The sequence below is a fragment of the Chryseobacterium sp. CBTAP 102 genome (assembly GCF_003201365.1).
GTDB classification, from domain to species: Bacteria; Bacteroidota; Bacteroidia; order Flavobacteriales; family Weeksellaceae; genus Chryseobacterium; species Chryseobacterium candidae.
The window spans coordinates 71,576-87,703 of the sequence record NZ_QICX01000010.1 but is presented as its reverse complement, the minus strand read 5'-3'; the positions used below and the strand labels follow the sequence as shown (position 1 = coordinate 87,703).

Sequence of the window (16,128 nt, the reverse complement as noted above, 5' to 3'; positions counted from 1 at the left end):
CTTTGAAGAAGCTAAAAAAAGCTATATATTTGCACCAGTTAAAAAGCAAATGCTACCTTATTGATCCGGTAGTTCAGCTGGTTAGAATGCCGCCCTGTCACGGCGGAGGTCGCGGGTTCGAGTCCCGTCCGGATCGCAAAAAGTCTTCTAGAAATAGAAGACTTTTTTATTTTTACCCCAACTTTTGAGGCTGATCCGTATTATCGAAGATTATAATTTTGATCCGGAATGATGATATAGCATTTTCTGTCCCTGATGATGGAATGGGAGTATACGGGATGTTTGAAATTTATTTGTATAATCCGAAGCAAACGTTTTGAAAAGCTTAAAGAACCGGACTCTTCGCACTCAAGCTGTTCATGTTTATGTGATGTCAGTGTAGAAAAAGATAAGAAACTTTTAATAACAGGATGCCGAGGTGGAGCAGGATGGCATCAGGATGCTTAACGGTTTTGACAAAAGGGAAATCTAGAATGGATTTCTACAAGATAAAAGACTGATGAATAATGTTTCTTTTCAATATCGGGGAATACCTTTAAAATCTATGTTTTCTTTCGGTTTGTCAACTATAACTCCTCATTTACAGTGATAAAGCATCCGTTTTTTTACGGTATTTTTAAGAATGTCTTTTAGGATTCAAATTTAGGTCTGATATTTGTACTGGGTAGCCAAACTAAATGGCCGATTTATTTATGAAAAACATATCTGTGAAAAAATCCTTTTTTTATGTCTGTTTATGCGCTTTTTCGCTTGTTTCCTGTAAAAAGGAAATAGAAAAAATAAGTGATACTTTTAAAGATACCGTTTCTTCTTCAGAAGTTCCGGAGGTTGAAAAAGATTCTATAAAGAAAGATTCTGTTCCTGTAGTAAAAAAAGAATCCGTTCCACCTGTTATGCAGGAGAATGGTTTTTATAACGCTTTTGTTCTTCCCAAGGATAAAAAAATGCGTGATTCTATTTATGCAGAATTCAGTAAAAAATATAGTGTAGAGGAAAGAACTGCTATTTTAGCCTTAAACCGATTAGATTCTAAAAGTAAATGGAATGCAGACACATTGGTTGTTCCTGCGAAAATAGATACAACATTGATGGCATATTCACCTTTTCCCATGCAGCTGGATGTGTTGAGCGGAGTGAAAAAGTTTGTTATCTTCTCATATCCTATACAGGCTTTTGCTGTATATTCTAATGGAAGTCTCGTGAAATGGGGACCTACAAGTATGGGTAAAAAAGCAGCTCAGACCACAAGGGGACTTACTTTTGCCAACTGGAAAAAGAAACTGGCTATTTCCACCGTGAGCAGTGAATGGAAACTTCCTTACAACTTTAATATTCATAATATAGGAGGAATCGGATGGCATGAATATACGCTTCCCGGATATCCTGCTTCACACTCATGTTTACGATTGCTGAGAAAAGATGCCCAATGGCTGTATTCCTATGCAGATACCTGGATTCTGAATCCCGGAGGTGCTACCACTAAAGCCAGAGGTACAGCAGTAATGGTATTCGGAGATTATAAATGGGGCGGAAGAAAACCATGGAGAAAGCTTCTGGACGATCCTAATGCCAACAATATTTCTGTTGAAGAACTTACAAAACTCTTAGAACCGGATGTCCCGAAAATGCTTAAAGAACAAAGCAACAGAGAAAAAGTGGCGGATTCTATCAAAGCGGCAAAAGCATCAGCTGTACCTATTCAGAATGAAAAGCCTGTAGAATCTCTGTCTAATTAATTTTCTTTTCAAACTGTAAAGTAGATTCTTCCGCAAATTTTCTAAGATTAAGCATTTCCTCTTTACCTTTATATTGCCCGAATCTTGCAGCAATATAAGTAAGAATAATAAAAAATAACATGATAAAAGAAGCGCTCAATGCCCAAGGGTATTCGGCGCTTTTTATTTGCTTTTCAACGTAATACATGGTGAAAAAGGTCATCCAGAGAATAGAAAAAGAAAAATAAAGGAACATAAAGAATGTCCACACCGCAGAACTCGGGCCAAACACGCCTCGTATTACCGTATGCTCATCTTCCATTTCTATTCGTAAGGCAAGACGGGGTTTCCAGTAATTATCATATTCTGTTTTTACCCAGATGGTAGCCACTTCTTTATTGATGTTGCCTGAAAACTCATCTTTATGCACTTCCATATATTTTTTCAGATTTTCAGCATACTCTTCTTTGGTAAGGTGAGTAAACATTTTAAATCTGGGTCTCGTTCTTATTCTGTCTAAGGTGGTTTCTTCGGTATTCATATTTTTATTCTTGATAAGGAATAGGGTCTTGAAGGGTGAAACTTAATATGAGTTTTTCATTTTTCCTTTGAATAACCATAGTAATATTTCGGCCTTCATTAGATTTCATAAGCTCTACAATTTTCTCCAGTGTCATCTCAGAAGTAGGGTCTCCATTAATACTTAGAATTCTGTCTTCCTTTTTCAGGCCTGCTTCATATGCAGGAGAGTCTTTTCTTACTCCTGCAATAGAGAATATAGGCTTCAGACTGAATTTATAACGAAAAGCTTCTTTATAAACTTCATTAACTACTTTAGCTGATTTTTGAGTTTCAATATTTATTCTGTCTTGCTGCCATTCCAGCCCGTCCTGCTTGAAGTCCAATCCGCTCATATTAAAATGAAAAGGATCCTTAAAGTATCTGTTTCTTTTCAAATATAACTTTTTATTGGGATAATCAAAAATTACTGTAAATCTGCGCATAATTTCATTGCCTACAGATCCTTTCCTGTTTTCTACTAAATTGACGTGTTGTATAGAGAATTCATCAGGCATAGAAGTAAGAGGCTTTTCAAACTTAAAATTTCCGAGGTAAAAATTATGGATACGACTTCTTTTACCATAAATATCTCCATTGAAACCGCGGCCAAGAAAATCATCAATATTAGGTCTGTTATAAACAAAATTTTTAATAAGTGTGGGGAAGAGCCATATGGCATCACTGTTTCCAAGATCAATCAGTAATTTTGAGTCTTTCTTTTCATTCGTCATTTCTACCCCTGCATACATATAGGGCTTATCTCTTTCAATAGTAATGGGAAATTCTTCAAATTTTCTGATTTTCTTTTCTAAAAGAGAGGCATCTTCAAATACCGTTATTTTCTTGGAAGAATAGTCGATATAAATAGGATGGTTTTTGAAGAAATGATAGCCAATCACTCCATTTACGGGAATTCCTACGTGAGGCGAAATATTAAATTCTTCATCAATAATGATATAAAGAGACATAGTGGTATTGATTATTCCATCACCTATTCTGCCCAGATTACGTTCAGACTTCAGCCCATCAATACTTAAACTTCCCCCAAGTCCGGAAAATTTTACTTTTTCAACATTGCTTAGCTTCACTTCTTTATTTTCCAGGCTAAAAAGAATGGTTTCAGAAACTCCCGTATCCAGAAGAAAGGTAAGTTCTGCACCATTAATATTAATAGGAATAAAGATAAGATTGTTGATAAACTTAAAAGGAATAACTGCTTTTTTAGTATTGATCAGTTCAAAAGTATTCTGGGCATTTACAAAAATGCTTAGAAATAGTCCCAGTAAAAGCAATTTAAATTTCATTTACTGAATTTAGTGAATTTATCTATATCATAATAAAAAAACATTCCAAAACCTGAAATGTTTATATAAACTACAATAAAGTAGTGTTTTTTGTTGAATTTATTTTAAAGAAGTCTTTTTACTTTGAAAAGAAGTCCATCAAATCCATGTAATTCTTCTGATTAACACCATGTCCGCTCATATACTCTCTGAATGTAAAGTAACAGCTGAGATCATAAAGTAGATCTGCTGCTTTTCTTCCCCATTCAAGTGGGATTACAGCATCATCCGTACCATGAGAAATGAAGAAACGAAGTCCTTCCAGTTTCTTTTTATCTTTTACAATACCGTTCAGGATTTTTTCTTCAGGATAACTGCTCATACAGGCAACACGATTGAAAAGCTCAGGATGTTTTAAAGCCAAAGCATAACATAATATTCCTCCCTGGCTGAAGCCGCAAAGATGAGCTTTGCTTTCCGTAAGTCCATAGTGGTTGATAATCTTCAGCATACTTTCCAGAACAGCATGTAAAGACTCATTCGCCTGGGGAACATCAATGAAATTTTCAGGATCATTAAAATTGATATCATACCATGAATATCCTTCAAACTGAGTATCACGCGGAGCTCTGAAACTTACAATAATCCAGTCATTGGGTAGCGTTTCTCTAAAACTGAAAAGATCCTGCTCATTGCTGCCATAGCCATGAAGCATAAAAAGAATGGGAGTTTGGGAAGTTATATTTTTCGGCTCTCTTACTAGATAATCTAAATTCATACAGCAAAGATAATTAATTTACCCACAGAATCTTAACTTTTGTTATTCATACAATGAACTTCTGCTGCATGATGATTTATGTGTAATGATTAATTATTTAGAGTATATTTTTGAATTTCCAGGAGAATTTTTATTTTTATTGATTTGATATTATTTGGAAATCTTTATTGGAAATTTTTCATAAAAGTTATTTTTATATTAATAAAAAACTTATATTTGAAACATTAAAAAATCTATTTGGAGAAATGAAGCAATTTTACAATTCAAAAAGTTTACTTAGACTTTCTTTTTTATTCGTTTTATTATTTTCTGTAATCACCGTTGTCAATTCTTGTAAAAAAGATGATGATGAAGAATTTCAGGATCATGTGGTGCAGTTCGAAGTGAAGACAACTGCCGGAGGAAACATTATAAGTGTTGTAACACAGGTAGGTACAACTAAAACAGATATATTTAACACTCCGCAGTCTCCTGTAACTTCACCCTGGACAAGTGGAGAGTTCTTTGTAAATTCCAGCCAGGCACAGCTTAATCTTGATGCTAACGCTTCAATGCCGGATGATAATTCTGAATTGACAATCACTCTTTACATTGATGGTGAGGTAGCAAGAACAGTGAAGAAGAAAGGGAAAGGTGTATTGGTTGCTTCTATTGATTACAGTTTCTTAGAGCCTTAAATTACTTTAACATTATAAAAAGAATCCGTCTCACAACCAATTTGTGAGACGGATTCTTTTTATATGTTGTTTTAAGATTAGTCTACCTTTACAATAAAATAGCTTTTCTTACCTTTTTGTAATAATAAGAATTTACCATCGATAAGGTCCGTTTCATTAGCTGTAAAAGTATCATTTACTTTTTGCTTGTTGACAGAGATTGAGTTTCCTTTAATCTCTCTTTGTGCTTCACTCTTGGATTTCAAAAATCCTGATTTTTCAGAAAGAAGATCAATAATATTTACTCCCAAAACATCAGCTTTTGCCATTTCTTTTTGAGGAACACCATCAAAAACTTCAAGGAAAGTTTCCTCATCAAGGCTTACAAGATCTTCAGCAGTAGAACGTCCGAAAAGAATTTCAGAAGCTTTCAGTGCCTTTTCATATTCTTCTCTTCCATGTACCCAAACGGTAACTTCTTCAGCCAGTTTCTTCTGTAGCTTTCTTTCGTGTGGAGCTGTTGTATGCTCTTCAATTAAACCTTCAATTTCTTCTTTTCCTAAGAAAGTGTAGAACCTGATAAATCTTTCAGCATCTTCATCAGTAGCATTCAGCCAGAACTGGTAGAATTTGTAAGGAGAAGTTTTCTTTTTATCCAGCCAGTAATTTTCACCGCTTTCAGACTTCCCGAATTTGGAACCATCGGCTTTGGTAATCAAAGGAACTGTTAATGCAAATGCTTCACCCTGAGCTTTTCTACGGATCAATTCTGTTCCTGTAGTGATATTTCCCCACTGGTCAGAACCTCCCATCTGCAGCTTTACATTATTGTTTTGATATAAGTGAAGGAAATCATATCCCTGGATGAGCTGGTAAGTGAATTCTGTAAAACTCATTCCGTCTGCGCCGGATTCTCCTGAGAATCTTTTCTTCACAGAATCTTTAGCCATCATATAGTTGACCGTGATATTCTTTCCGACATTTTTAGCAAAATCAAGGAAAGAAATATTTTTCATCCAGTCGTAGTTGTTCACAAGCTCAGCTTTGTTAGGTTCGTTTCCTTCAAAATTAAGGAACTTTGAAAGCTGATTCTTTAGACAGTCTACATAATGTAAAAGAGTTTCCTCATCCAGGAGATTTCTTTCAGCAGATTTTCCGGATGGGTCACCGATCATCCCTGTTGCACCTCCTACCAACGCAATCGGCTTGTGGCCATGCAGCTGGAAGTGCGCTAAAATTTTTATCTGGATAAGACTTCCGATATGTAAAGAATCGGCAGTAGGATCAAAACCAATATATGCAGTAGTTACCTCTTTATTCAGTTGTTCATCGGTTCCTGGCATCATATCGGCAAACAGACCACGCCATTTCAGTTCTTCTATAAAGGAATTCATTGATTTTTAACTTTAAAATTTTAAGATGCAAAGATAGTAAATTCAGAAGTATTAAGGGTAAAAAAGCAAAAGAGCAATAGGGTAGGAATATAAAATAAGAATATCACAAAACTTTCTGGTCGGCCACTTTGATAATAGAATGGCTTAACCTTTTTATCCCTTTGTTTTTTCACCCTAAATAATCTATATTTGTTATTAATGAACGACGAACAGCTATTCCTGCTCATACAGAAGGCCAAAGATAAAGACCAGAAGGCCCAGACTAAGCTCATCAATGTTTTTTGGGTGGACGTTTTCTCTTTTGTCATGAAGAAAGTGAGAGACGAAAATGATGCCGATGAAATTACAGTAAACGTTTTTTCAAAAGTATTGTCAAAACTGGATATGTTCGATCCCCATTTTCAGTTTAAAACCTGGATATTAACTATTGCCCAGAATACGGTAATCGATTTTTGGAGAAAAAAGAACCGGGATAACGAAGACGCCGTTGAAAATCTTGAAGAGGTAAAAAATCAATATGCCAAATCACCGGAAGAACTTCTCATTTCTGAAGAAGAACAAAAGAAAATCATCAAAACCATAGAATCTCTGGATGCGAACTACCAGGACATTATCAAGCTGAGATTTTTTGAAGAAAAAAGCATCAAGGAAATTGCTGAAGAACTGGGAATTTCAGTTGCCAATACTAAGGTAAGGGTAATGCGTGCTAAAAAAGTCTTAGCCGAGCTATTGAAAAATAATGAGTTTGATGATCATTAAGCTCAGAAAAATCAATCTATTCAATAGAAGCCTGTTTACTAAAAATATAAATTCAAAATTGGATTTAGCCAAAACTTAAATATCACAACTTTTATTTAGAAATAAACCTCTTCTTTTGTTTTAGGAAGAAAAAGAAGGAAGAATATTTTTTCATAAGAATATTTTGGAGAGATAAATATACAAATGAAATTTGAATGATCAATTTCATCAATAGATCCGGTTGATGGTTTCCATTAAAAAATCCTTAACTTTGAACTTCAATTTTAGAAATGGAAAATTCAGTTCAAGACACTACCGTTCAAAAACCAAAATGGATCCGCGTAAAACTTCCTACCGGAAAGAATTACAGAGAGCTGAGAACTTTGGTTGATAAATATAAATTAAATACCATTTGCCAAAGCGGAAGCTGCCCGAACATGGGAGAATGTTGGGGCGAAGGTACAGCTACTTTCATGATTTTAGGAAATATCTGTACAAGAAGCTGTGGATTCTGTGGCGTAAAAACAGGAAAACCGCTGGATGTAAACTGGGATGAGCCTGAAAAAGTAGCAAGATCCATCAAATTAATGAAGATCAAACATGCTGTTCTTACTTCTGTAGACCGCGATGATCTGAAAGATATGGGATCTATTCTTTGGGGAGAAACAGTGAATGCTGTAAGAAGAATTTCTCCGGGAACTACAATGGAAACACTTATTCCGGATTTCCAGGGAATTACAAAACACCTGGACAGATTGGTAGATGTAGCTCCTGAAGTGATCTCTCACAACATGGAAACGGTAAAACGTCTGACCAGAGAAGTGAGAATCCAGGCAAAATATGAAAGAAGCCTTGAAGTATTAAGATATCTGAAAGAGGCCGGCCAAAGAAGAACAAAAACAGGGGTTATGCTTGGATTAGGGGAAACTAAAGATGAGGTTTTCCAGACGATCGAAGATATCAGAAACGCCAACGTAGACGTAATCACTCTTGGACAATATCTGCAGCCAACTAAAAAACATCTTCCGGTAAAGAAATTTATCACGCCTGAAGAATTTGATGAGTTCGGGGATTTTGCAAGAAGCTTAGGTTTCAGACACGTTGAAAGTTCTCCTCTTGTAAGAAGTTCTTACCACGCAGAAAAACATATTCATTAAATTACAGACCGTTCAGCAATGAACGGTTTTTTTGTTTTTTTAGGTAGCAGGGATCAGGTAGCAGATTATTGGTGATAGGTTGCAGGTATCAGGTGTTACGGATTAGCTAATGAATGTGGCAATCTTTACAATAAAGTCTTCCGATCTCCTAATCCCTAAATCTCATCACCTGTTACCTAATATCTTCCTCCTGCCACCTAAAAAAAACCGCCCATTGCTGAGCGGTTGTTGTTGTTACCAGATTTTGATTCTTTCTTCCGGAGCTTTGTATAATTTGTCTCCTTTTTTCACATCGAATGCTTTATAGAAGGCATCAACGTTGATAAGCGGACCGAAGCTTCTGAAATATCCTGGAGAGTGCGGGTCAGTTTTCACCTGATTCACCATATATTTCTCACTTGATAATGTTCTCCAAACCGTTGCCCAGCTTAGGAAGAATCTCTGATCCTGAGTGAATCCACTGATCTTCCCTGGGTTTCCTTTGTCTTTTAAATACATTTGAAGAGCATCATAAGCGATATTTACACCACCTAAGTCAGCGATATTTTCACCGTTTGTGAAAGTACCGTTTACAAAAGTTCCTTTTACAGGCTCGTATTTGTCATATTGAGAAGCAAGAGCTTTTGTTGCTTTTTCGAAGTTTGCTTTATCTTCCGGAGTCCACCAGTCTACTAAGTTACCGTCTGCATCGAACTGTGCACCTGAATCATCAAATCCGTGGCTCATTTCGTGACCGATAACGGCTCCGATTCCTCCGAAGTTTACCGCAGCATCAGCTTTAGGATTAAAGAATGGCGGCTGAAGGATGGCTGCAGGGAATACAATCTCATTGTTTACCGGATTGTAATATGCATTTACAGTTTGTGGCGTCATTCCCCATTCTGTTTTATCTACCGGCTTCCCAATTTTAGCCAAATCTTTGTTATACTGCCATTCACCGATGTTCTGAAGGTTCTGATATAGATTTCCTCCTTTAGCTTCAGAAACGATATTTAATTTTGAATAATCTTTCCATTTGTCCGGATAAGCTACTTTTACAGTAAACTTGTTCAGTTTCTGCATTGCTTTTTCCTTAGTGGTAGAAGACATCCACGCTAAGTTGTTGATGTGAACAGCGAAACTTTTCTTTAAATAGTCAATCAATTCCACCATCTGAGCTTTTGCTTCAGCAGGGAAATATTTCTCAACATATAGTTTTCCGAAAGCTTCTCCCAAAGTACCGTTGATCAATTCAAATCCTCTCTTGTTAAGAGCTCTTTGTTCCTGCTGTCCTCTCAGATATTTACCATAGAAAGCAAACTTCATGTTTCCTAAGTTTTCGCTTAAGTAAGAAGCACTTCCGTGGATCATGTGAAATTTCAGATAATCCTTGATTACAGGAAGATTCTGAGCGTTTACCAATTTATCAAAGTTCTTATAGAATCCTAATTCACTGATAATTACTTTGTCAGAATTTACGCCTACTTTTTTAAGGTAACCTGGAAGGTCAACATTTTTTACTAAAGCAGAAAGTTCAGCCATCGTTTTAGGATTGTACTGAAGGGTGTTATCACGGCTCTGCTCGTTTGTCAGGTAAGTATTTGCGATGCTTTTTTCATAATTAACAATACCTTTTGCTGCTTCATCAGCATTTTTGTATCCTAATTCTTTTAGCATTGAAGCTACATATTTCTGATATTCAGCAATTGCTTCTGTATTTTTCTCGTTTACTTTCTGATAGTAATCTCTTCCTAAACCTAATGAAGCGTTTCCTAGATAAACGGCATTCATTTTAGAATCTTTAAGGTCTGCATCCACTCCCCATCCGTAGAAAACGTTTTCCCCTTCTTTGGTTACAGAAGTAAGGTAGTTCTGAAGATCGGCCATGTTTTTAATAGCATCAATCTTGTTCAGGTTTTCCTGGATAGGTTTAATGCCGTCTGCATTTCTCTTTTGCATATTCATATAAGTGGCATACAGATCCTGAATTTTCTTTCCTTCACTTCCGTCAGCAAATTTATCTTTCAGAAGAGAGTTCAGGATGGTCATGGAATTGTTATCCGTATCCTCAGCCAGTTTGTTGAAGCTTCCCCATGTTGGTTTGTCAGATGGAATTTTGGCTGTTTTCATCCAGGTTCCACTTACGTAGTTGTAAAAATCATCCTGAGGACGCACCGAAGTGTCCATCAAGCTAAGGTCTAAGCCTTTATCTGTGTTATTCACTGCTACTTTAGCAGCTTTAGCTTGTGCGCTCATCGTAGTCTGAGTACAGATCCCTGCTATTAAAAACAAAGAAAGCGTTATTTTTTTCATTATGATAACAATTTTTAGAATAGGTATAATTTATTTCGGATTTGTTACTTTTCAACGAAAAAAATTTAAACAAATAACATGAAAGCATCCTAAATGGGAAGTTGGGAGCAGGAAGCTGGAAGTTATGAAAGTCATAACACAAACTTCAGCTTCCTGAATAATAACATCCAGCCTCATTCTTCCTGCTTCCAGCCTTTATTAGTTATCATGAAGTTGCTATCTCTTTTACATTTCCGGTTCTTTTCAGAAATCCCCAGGACTGCATTTCGCCTTTCAGTGCTTTTCTTAAACTTTTAAACAATACAATATACATCAGCCATCTATACCCGAATCTCTGTGGAATAATATACAGCAGATTAATCAGCTTTTCACGCTGCACGATGAATGCAATTAAAGCTAGTGAAGCATCCACCAAAAGGAAGATCAGATAATAGGTGAATATTTTGTCTCCGTTTCCGGAAAGAATTCCAAAGAACATTATCAAGTCTGCCAATGGTGAGAAAAATGGTATAATATATTGGAATAATAAAATATTCGGCATTGCCCAAAGTCCCAATCCTTTATATTTAGGGTTAAGGAAAGTCTGTCTCTGTTTCCAGAACATCTGCATAATTCCATAAGTCCAGCGGAAACGTTGTTTTAAAAACTGTTTTGTGGTTTCGGGAGCTTCCGTTACTGCTATTGCTCTGTTTTCGTTCGCTACAGTATATCCGGCTTTTAATATTTTCACCGTAATATCACAATCTTCTGCCAGAGTATCGGATGAATAGCCTCCTGCTTCAATGATCACGGATCTTTTAAATGCTCCGATAGCTCCCGGAATAACGGTAATCGCATTGATGTGAGCATATGCCAGCCTGTCAAAATTCTGACTTGTTGTATATTCTATAGCCTGCCATCTGGTAAGCCAGTTGACTCTGTTTCCTACTTTCACATTTCCTGCTACAGCCGCTATTTTTTCTTCCGCACTTGAATTTAAAAATCTTGCAATAAGATATTTCACAGCATCCTGTTGCAGTTTCGTATCGGCATCAATACATACTACATATTCGGCATCGGTTTGTGATATTCCGAAATTCAGAGCTGTGGCTTTTCCACCGTTTCCTTTGGTAAAGATTTTCAGTTTCGGATGTTCAGGAAATGCAGTTTTTGCTTTTTCATAAGTAGAATCCTTACTTCCGTCATCTACCATAATAATATTAAAATTGGGGTAAGTCTGTTTCAGCAAATTCTGCAGGGAAGACACAATATTCACTTCTTCATTATAAGCAGGAACTATGATGGAAACCTTCGGATAAGATTTCAGAACTGGAAACTCACCCAGTTTTTTTTCTTTGCTTCTTTCTTTAAAAGCCCAGTATGCCATCAGCAATAATCTGATTAATCCTAATACAATGAAAATAGTAAATAATGCCACGAGAAAATGACTTACTCCATAGATAACGGTAGCCAAAACAAGGTTCAGCTGCATAATGTAATAAGACTTTGTCTTAGGAACTTCAGGCATCAGTTCGTTTCTGCTTTTGTGCAGAATATTCGTTAGATTGGTAAAATGATAGCCTTGTTTCTGAAGTGTCGGAATCAGAATCTTTAAAGCTTTTACCGTTTCTTCTCTGGTATCTCCTCCTGCATCGTGAAGAAGAATGATATTTCCTCTCTGCTGCTTGATTCCAGCCATTACACGTTTTACAATTTCATCTGCTTTTATCCCTGGCTGCCAGTCTTCAGGGTCTATATTTTCCCCGATATCAAGATAGTTTTGCTGTCTGGCCAAAGCTACCGGAATAATCTCTTCCGAAGTGGTAGGCTCAGAGTCTGCATTATATGGCGCTCTGAAGAGAATTGTACTATGGCCTGTGATACATTCAATCAGCAGTCTTGTCAGTTTCATTTCCAGCAAAGCCCTTTCCGGGCTTACTTTTGCTACATTCTCGTGGGTAAATGTGTGATTGCCTATCTCATGTCCTTCGCGGTAAATCCTTTTCACAAGCGGAAGGTTTTTTTCTGCATTCAATCCTACCAGAAAGAAGGCTGCCGGAACATGATATTTGGACAATACATCCAAAACCTGCGGCGTATAGGTTTCATCCGGACCGTCATCAAAAGTGAGGACAAGCTCTTTCTGAGGAGCGCTTCCATATTTTTTTACTTCATAAGAACTTGGATAGGTAATATAATTCTCGTCTGTGATAATTTTCTCTTTAGGATCAATTTCCAGTGCAATTTTTCCGTCATGAGGCGTATTCAGAACATCTAATACTTCTCCGTCTCCGATATAATCCACCATGGTCTGCCCTTTTACATTTTCCAGTGTTTTTAAATTCAGTCTGGAAAGCCCGGTAAAGGTGAGGTCTTTATCATAGAAATTCCAGACTCTGCTGTCTTCACTTCCCAACCTCCAAAGTGCTGTTCCGGCCAGAGGATATTCTGAAGAGAAACGCATTGTGTTGAAAATAGAAGCGGCGTCATTAAAAAATACGGTATGGGTTAAATTTTTAGAATCGGTATAAGAATAATTTAAATTAAAAGTATTGTCATTAAAATCAATAACTGCTTTACTGGCACTGGCTTTGGTAATTGCCTGCATATAAGTAACAGAAGTATTATCATCCTTATTGGAACTCCAGTCGTAACCGTATGCTCCCAACCCTAAAACAATCTTTTGAGGAGAGGTTTGTTTTACAATTTTTCCAGTCTGTTCTTCAATCCATTTTTGAGAAGAAACCGGACCTGCATCACTTCCTGCTGAATATTCATCATAAGCCATCAGCACAAAGTAATCTACATAAGGATTCAATCTTGGGATATTGTAATCGTCATTATCCGTCATGATATCCATGGTCACCAGCAGCTGATTCTTTTTGAAGGTTTCTGATAGCTCTTTCATAAAGGCAATCAGATTGTCATCAGAATTCAGGTTCATATCTTCAAAGTCAATATTAATTCCTTTGAAATGATATTTTTGACATTGCTGAGTAATTTTTTGAATCAGATGGGTTCTTTTCTGAGGATCATTAAGAACTTTCACCAATCCTTCTGAACGGAATTCTCTGTCTGAGTTGTTACTTAGCATTGGCATAGCAGCAACACCCGTTCTTTTGATCACTTTGTAGCCTTCCGGATCCACATTGGTTTTAAGGTCACCTGTTTTGGGATCAAGGAAAAACCATTCAGGGAAAACAAGATTCACGTGTCTGATATTTCTTTTCAGAGACATCAGCGACTGAGGGTCCCAGGCCACATAAAATGCAGAACGGATTCCTCCCGGAAACTGGGTCCAGTTTCGGTTCTGATTCTTGTATCTTTCGGCTCTTGCCTTCTCAATTTTGTCGAGACTGGTATGAATTGTTTTTTCAGAAATAAAACTTCTGAAACCTTTATATTCTTTGGAAATTTTATTCTCCTGAAGATAAGGTTTGTTGGCTGTAATTACCGCTTTATAATCTTCTTTAAAAGGAATTTTAGGACTTCTGTCCAGAGTCATCATCAGACCTAAAGCAAGAAGAAGCAGTATTCCTATAAAGATAAAAACACGGCTTCCCCACTGTACACTTTTCCATCGTTTTTTGCTGCTGGTCTGAAAAATCTGTTTGGAATTTTCCACGATTTTTGAAATTTATTGTAGGGCTTTCAAAAAGCGTGAAAAACTGCATAAAAATTAATTAAAAAAAAATTAAAAAGATATAGTCTATCTAACTGTTTACAAGAAGACTTACCAAATCCTGAATCACCTTTTGAGATACAAAATGCATAAAGTCTGCTCTTTCCAGATGAGGCATGTACAATTTTGAGGTTACTTCCTGATCATTGATTCTGATCGTATAGTAAACCGTTCCCACATCTTTACCGTCTTCTCCTTTTCCCGGTCCTGCAACACCTGTTGTAGAAAGGGAAATATGAGTTTCAAACAATTCCTGGCAGCCTCTGGCCATTTCCTGCGCCACCTGTTCGCTCACCACAGTGAATTCATCAACGGTTTCTCTGGAAACATTCAGAATTTTAATCTTTTTCTCTGTGGCATACGCTACCATTCCGCCCAGAAAATATTTTGAACTTCCGGAAACTGAAGTGATCATTTTTGCCAGTTCACCTCCGGTACAACTTTCTGCGGTTGAAATCGTCAGCTTTCTTTCGGTAAGCATTTCTGCCAGAATATTTTCAATTTTATCTTCATATACTGCAATCACATGACCTTCTATCAGAGGAAGCAATTTCTGGATTTCTTCTTCCGTTCTCTGTTTCAGATCTTCTTCATTTTCTCCGGAAGCTGTCAGACGAAGTTTTACACGTGTTCCTACCGGAAGATAAGATAGTGCAATATTTTCCGGAAGTGCCAGTTCCCAGTCTTCAATTTTGTCTGCAAGAATACTTTCAGGAATCCCTACCACAGAAACAATTCTGGTATAGATATAGCGAAGGCTGAATCTTTGCTGTAAATAAGGGATAATCTGATCTTTAATAAGTGGTTTCACCTCGTAAGGAACACCCGGAAGGCTGTAGCACAATTTTCCGTCCTTTTCCATCATCATGCATGGAGCAGTTCCGTAATGGTTTTGAAAAACAATGGATTTGGTAGGAACAAAAGCCTGTTCTCTGTTTCTTTCGAGAATATCTGCTCTTCCTCGTCTTTCCATATAACCTTTCAGGTGGTTGAAGGTTACCTCATCCAGAGCTATTTGATCGTTGAAATATTCTGCGAGGGCTTTTTTGGTTTTATCATCTCTGGTTGGGCCAAGTCCACCCGTTGTAATGACTAAATCACCTGCTTCAAAAGCAACATTCAATGCATTTTTAATGGTTTCAATTTCATCTGAGATCGTAAGAATCTGAATAACTTTTATTCCAATATTTTTAAGTTCAGTTGCAATAAAATTAGAATTGGTATCTACCGTATTTCCGGAAAGAATTTCATCCCCGATAGTAATCAGAACAGCTTTTTCCATATGTTTTTTTGTTGAAAAAAATTCTATGCAAATGACGGAAAATTCTGTGGCAGCGGCAATATAAATTGATTTTTTCTATTTTTGCCAGAATTATCAAAAACTACAATACAAATTATGTCTAAATATGATGATGCTTCATGGCATTATGGCGGTGATTTTCCGGAAGGACTTCCTCAGAAAAACGGGGCAACACATACAGGAATGTTTCTGAACTGGTGTATTCATAACAATCTTATTTCTGATGAGCTGAAAGAAGATGCAAAAGAGGAAATAGAAAAAGTAAAACGAAGAGAAATTACCGGTGCAGAATTTGTTATGGATTCCTGCGATGGAAAATTTTCCGAATATGATCTGAATGAACTGGGGAATCTTTTTGCAAAAGATTATTATGCTGATGATACCGATTTTGGAAACAGATACAGTTCATTCGCTGATGATTATGTGAATATTTTTGATACCAAAGCAGAAGAAAGCGACTACGAATACGAAACATTCTATCACATAGAGGATACCTACGAAAACTATGATCTGATGAAACAGGTTATTGATCATCGTTTTGAGGAATGGAAGGAATATATAAACAGCTAAAAACTTAGAATGAAGAAAACAGA

Annotated in this window: 12 protein-coding genes and 1 tRNA gene; 6 read left to right on the top strand and 7 right to left on the bottom strand. The window is 36.7% G+C overall.

Annotation, left to right across the window (positions count from 1 at the left end; genetic code table 11):
• Nucleotides 1-62 precede the first annotated feature (62 nt).
• Nucleotides 63-136 (top strand) — tRNA-Asp (locus C8D70_RS14435).
• Between the two features lie 556 nt (nucleotides 137-692).
• Nucleotides 693-1,736, top strand: a complete 1,044-nt coding sequence (locus C8D70_RS14425; protein WP_110367807.1) for a L,D-transpeptidase — start codon at nucleotides 693-695, stop codon at nucleotides 1,734-1,736.
• On the opposite strand, the gene C8D70_RS14420 is transcribed toward C8D70_RS14425, so the two are convergent.
• From C8D70_RS14420 to C8D70_RS14410, 3 genes are all read right to left on the bottom strand, one after another.
• Nucleotides 1,729-2,256: a hypothetical protein gene (locus C8D70_RS14420; RefSeq protein ID WP_076596784.1), complete on the bottom strand. Its 528-nt coding sequence runs from the start codon at nucleotides 2,254-2,256 to the stop codon at nucleotides 1,729-1,731. The genes C8D70_RS14425 and C8D70_RS14420 overlap by 8 nt on opposite strands.
• 4 nt (nucleotides 2,257-2,260) lie before the next feature.
• Complete coding sequence (locus C8D70_RS14415; protein WP_076596785.1) at nucleotides 2,261-3,580, bottom strand: PDZ domain-containing protein; 1,320 nt, start codon at nucleotides 3,578-3,580, stop codon at nucleotides 2,261-2,263.
• A 118-nt stretch (nucleotides 3,581-3,698) separates the two neighbouring features.
• Nucleotides 3,699-4,337 (bottom strand): alpha/beta hydrolase, encoded by a 639-nt coding sequence (locus C8D70_RS14410; RefSeq protein ID WP_110367755.1) that lies wholly within the window; start codon nucleotides 4,335-4,337, stop codon nucleotides 3,699-3,701.
• A gap of 245 nt (nucleotides 4,338-4,582) precedes the next feature.
• On the opposite strand from C8D70_RS14410, the gene C8D70_RS14405 reads away from it, so the two are divergent.
• A complete protein-coding gene (locus C8D70_RS14405) occupies nucleotides 4,583-5,014 on the top strand; it encodes a hypothetical protein (protein ID WP_228402587.1) in 432 nt (143 codons plus the stop codon).
• Nucleotides 5,015-5,091: 77 nt separating this feature from the next.
• Here C8D70_RS14405 and tyrS read toward each other — a convergent pair whose 3' ends face one another.
• Nucleotides 5,092-6,387, bottom strand: a complete 1,296-nt coding sequence (gene tyrS / locus C8D70_RS14400) for a tyrosine--tRNA ligase (protein ID WP_076596788.1) — start codon at nucleotides 6,385-6,387, stop codon at nucleotides 5,092-5,094.
• A gap of 198 nt (nucleotides 6,388-6,585) precedes the next feature.
• On the opposite strand from tyrS, the gene C8D70_RS14395 reads away from it, so the two are divergent.
• On the top strand, nucleotides 6,586-7,146 hold the full coding sequence (locus C8D70_RS14395; protein ID WP_076596789.1) for an RNA polymerase sigma factor: 561 nt from the start codon (nucleotides 6,586-6,588) through the stop codon (nucleotides 7,144-7,146).
• A 269-nt stretch (nucleotides 7,147-7,415) separates the two neighbouring features.
• Nucleotides 7,416-8,282, top strand: coding sequence for a lipoyl synthase (lipA, locus tag C8D70_RS14390; RefSeq protein WP_076596790.1), 867 nt, complete (start codon nucleotides 7,416-7,418; stop codon nucleotides 8,280-8,282).
• 234 nt (nucleotides 8,283-8,516) lie between these two features.
• Here the strand turns inward: lipA and C8D70_RS14385 are convergent, their stop codons facing one another.
• The 3 genes from C8D70_RS14385 to C8D70_RS14375 form a co-directional block, all read right to left on the bottom strand.
• Entirely contained in the window at nucleotides 8,517-10,574 is a 2,058-nt protein-coding gene (locus C8D70_RS14385; protein ID WP_076596802.1) for a M13 family metallopeptidase, read from the bottom strand.
• 205 nt (nucleotides 10,575-10,779) lie between these two features.
• Nucleotides 10,780-14,178 (bottom strand): polysaccharide deacetylase family protein, encoded by a 3,399-nt coding sequence (locus tag C8D70_RS14380; protein ID WP_110367754.1) that lies wholly within the window; start codon nucleotides 14,176-14,178, stop codon nucleotides 10,780-10,782.
• 88 nt (nucleotides 14,179-14,266) lie between these two features.
• The gene (locus C8D70_RS14375; RefSeq protein ID WP_110367753.1) at nucleotides 14,267-15,517 is read right to left on the bottom strand and encodes a CinA family nicotinamide mononucleotide deamidase-related protein; all 1,251 of its coding nucleotides are present in this window, start codon (nucleotides 15,515-15,517) and stop codon (nucleotides 14,267-14,269) included.
• A 114-nt stretch (nucleotides 15,518-15,631) separates the two neighbouring features.
• Here C8D70_RS14375 and C8D70_RS14370 point away from each other — a divergent pair, with 114 nt between their 5' ends.
• Nucleotides 15,632-16,105, top strand: a complete 474-nt coding sequence (locus C8D70_RS14370; protein WP_110367752.1) for a hypothetical protein — start codon at nucleotides 15,632-15,634, stop codon at nucleotides 16,103-16,105.
• The last annotated feature ends 23 nt before the right edge of the window (nucleotides 16,106-16,128 follow it).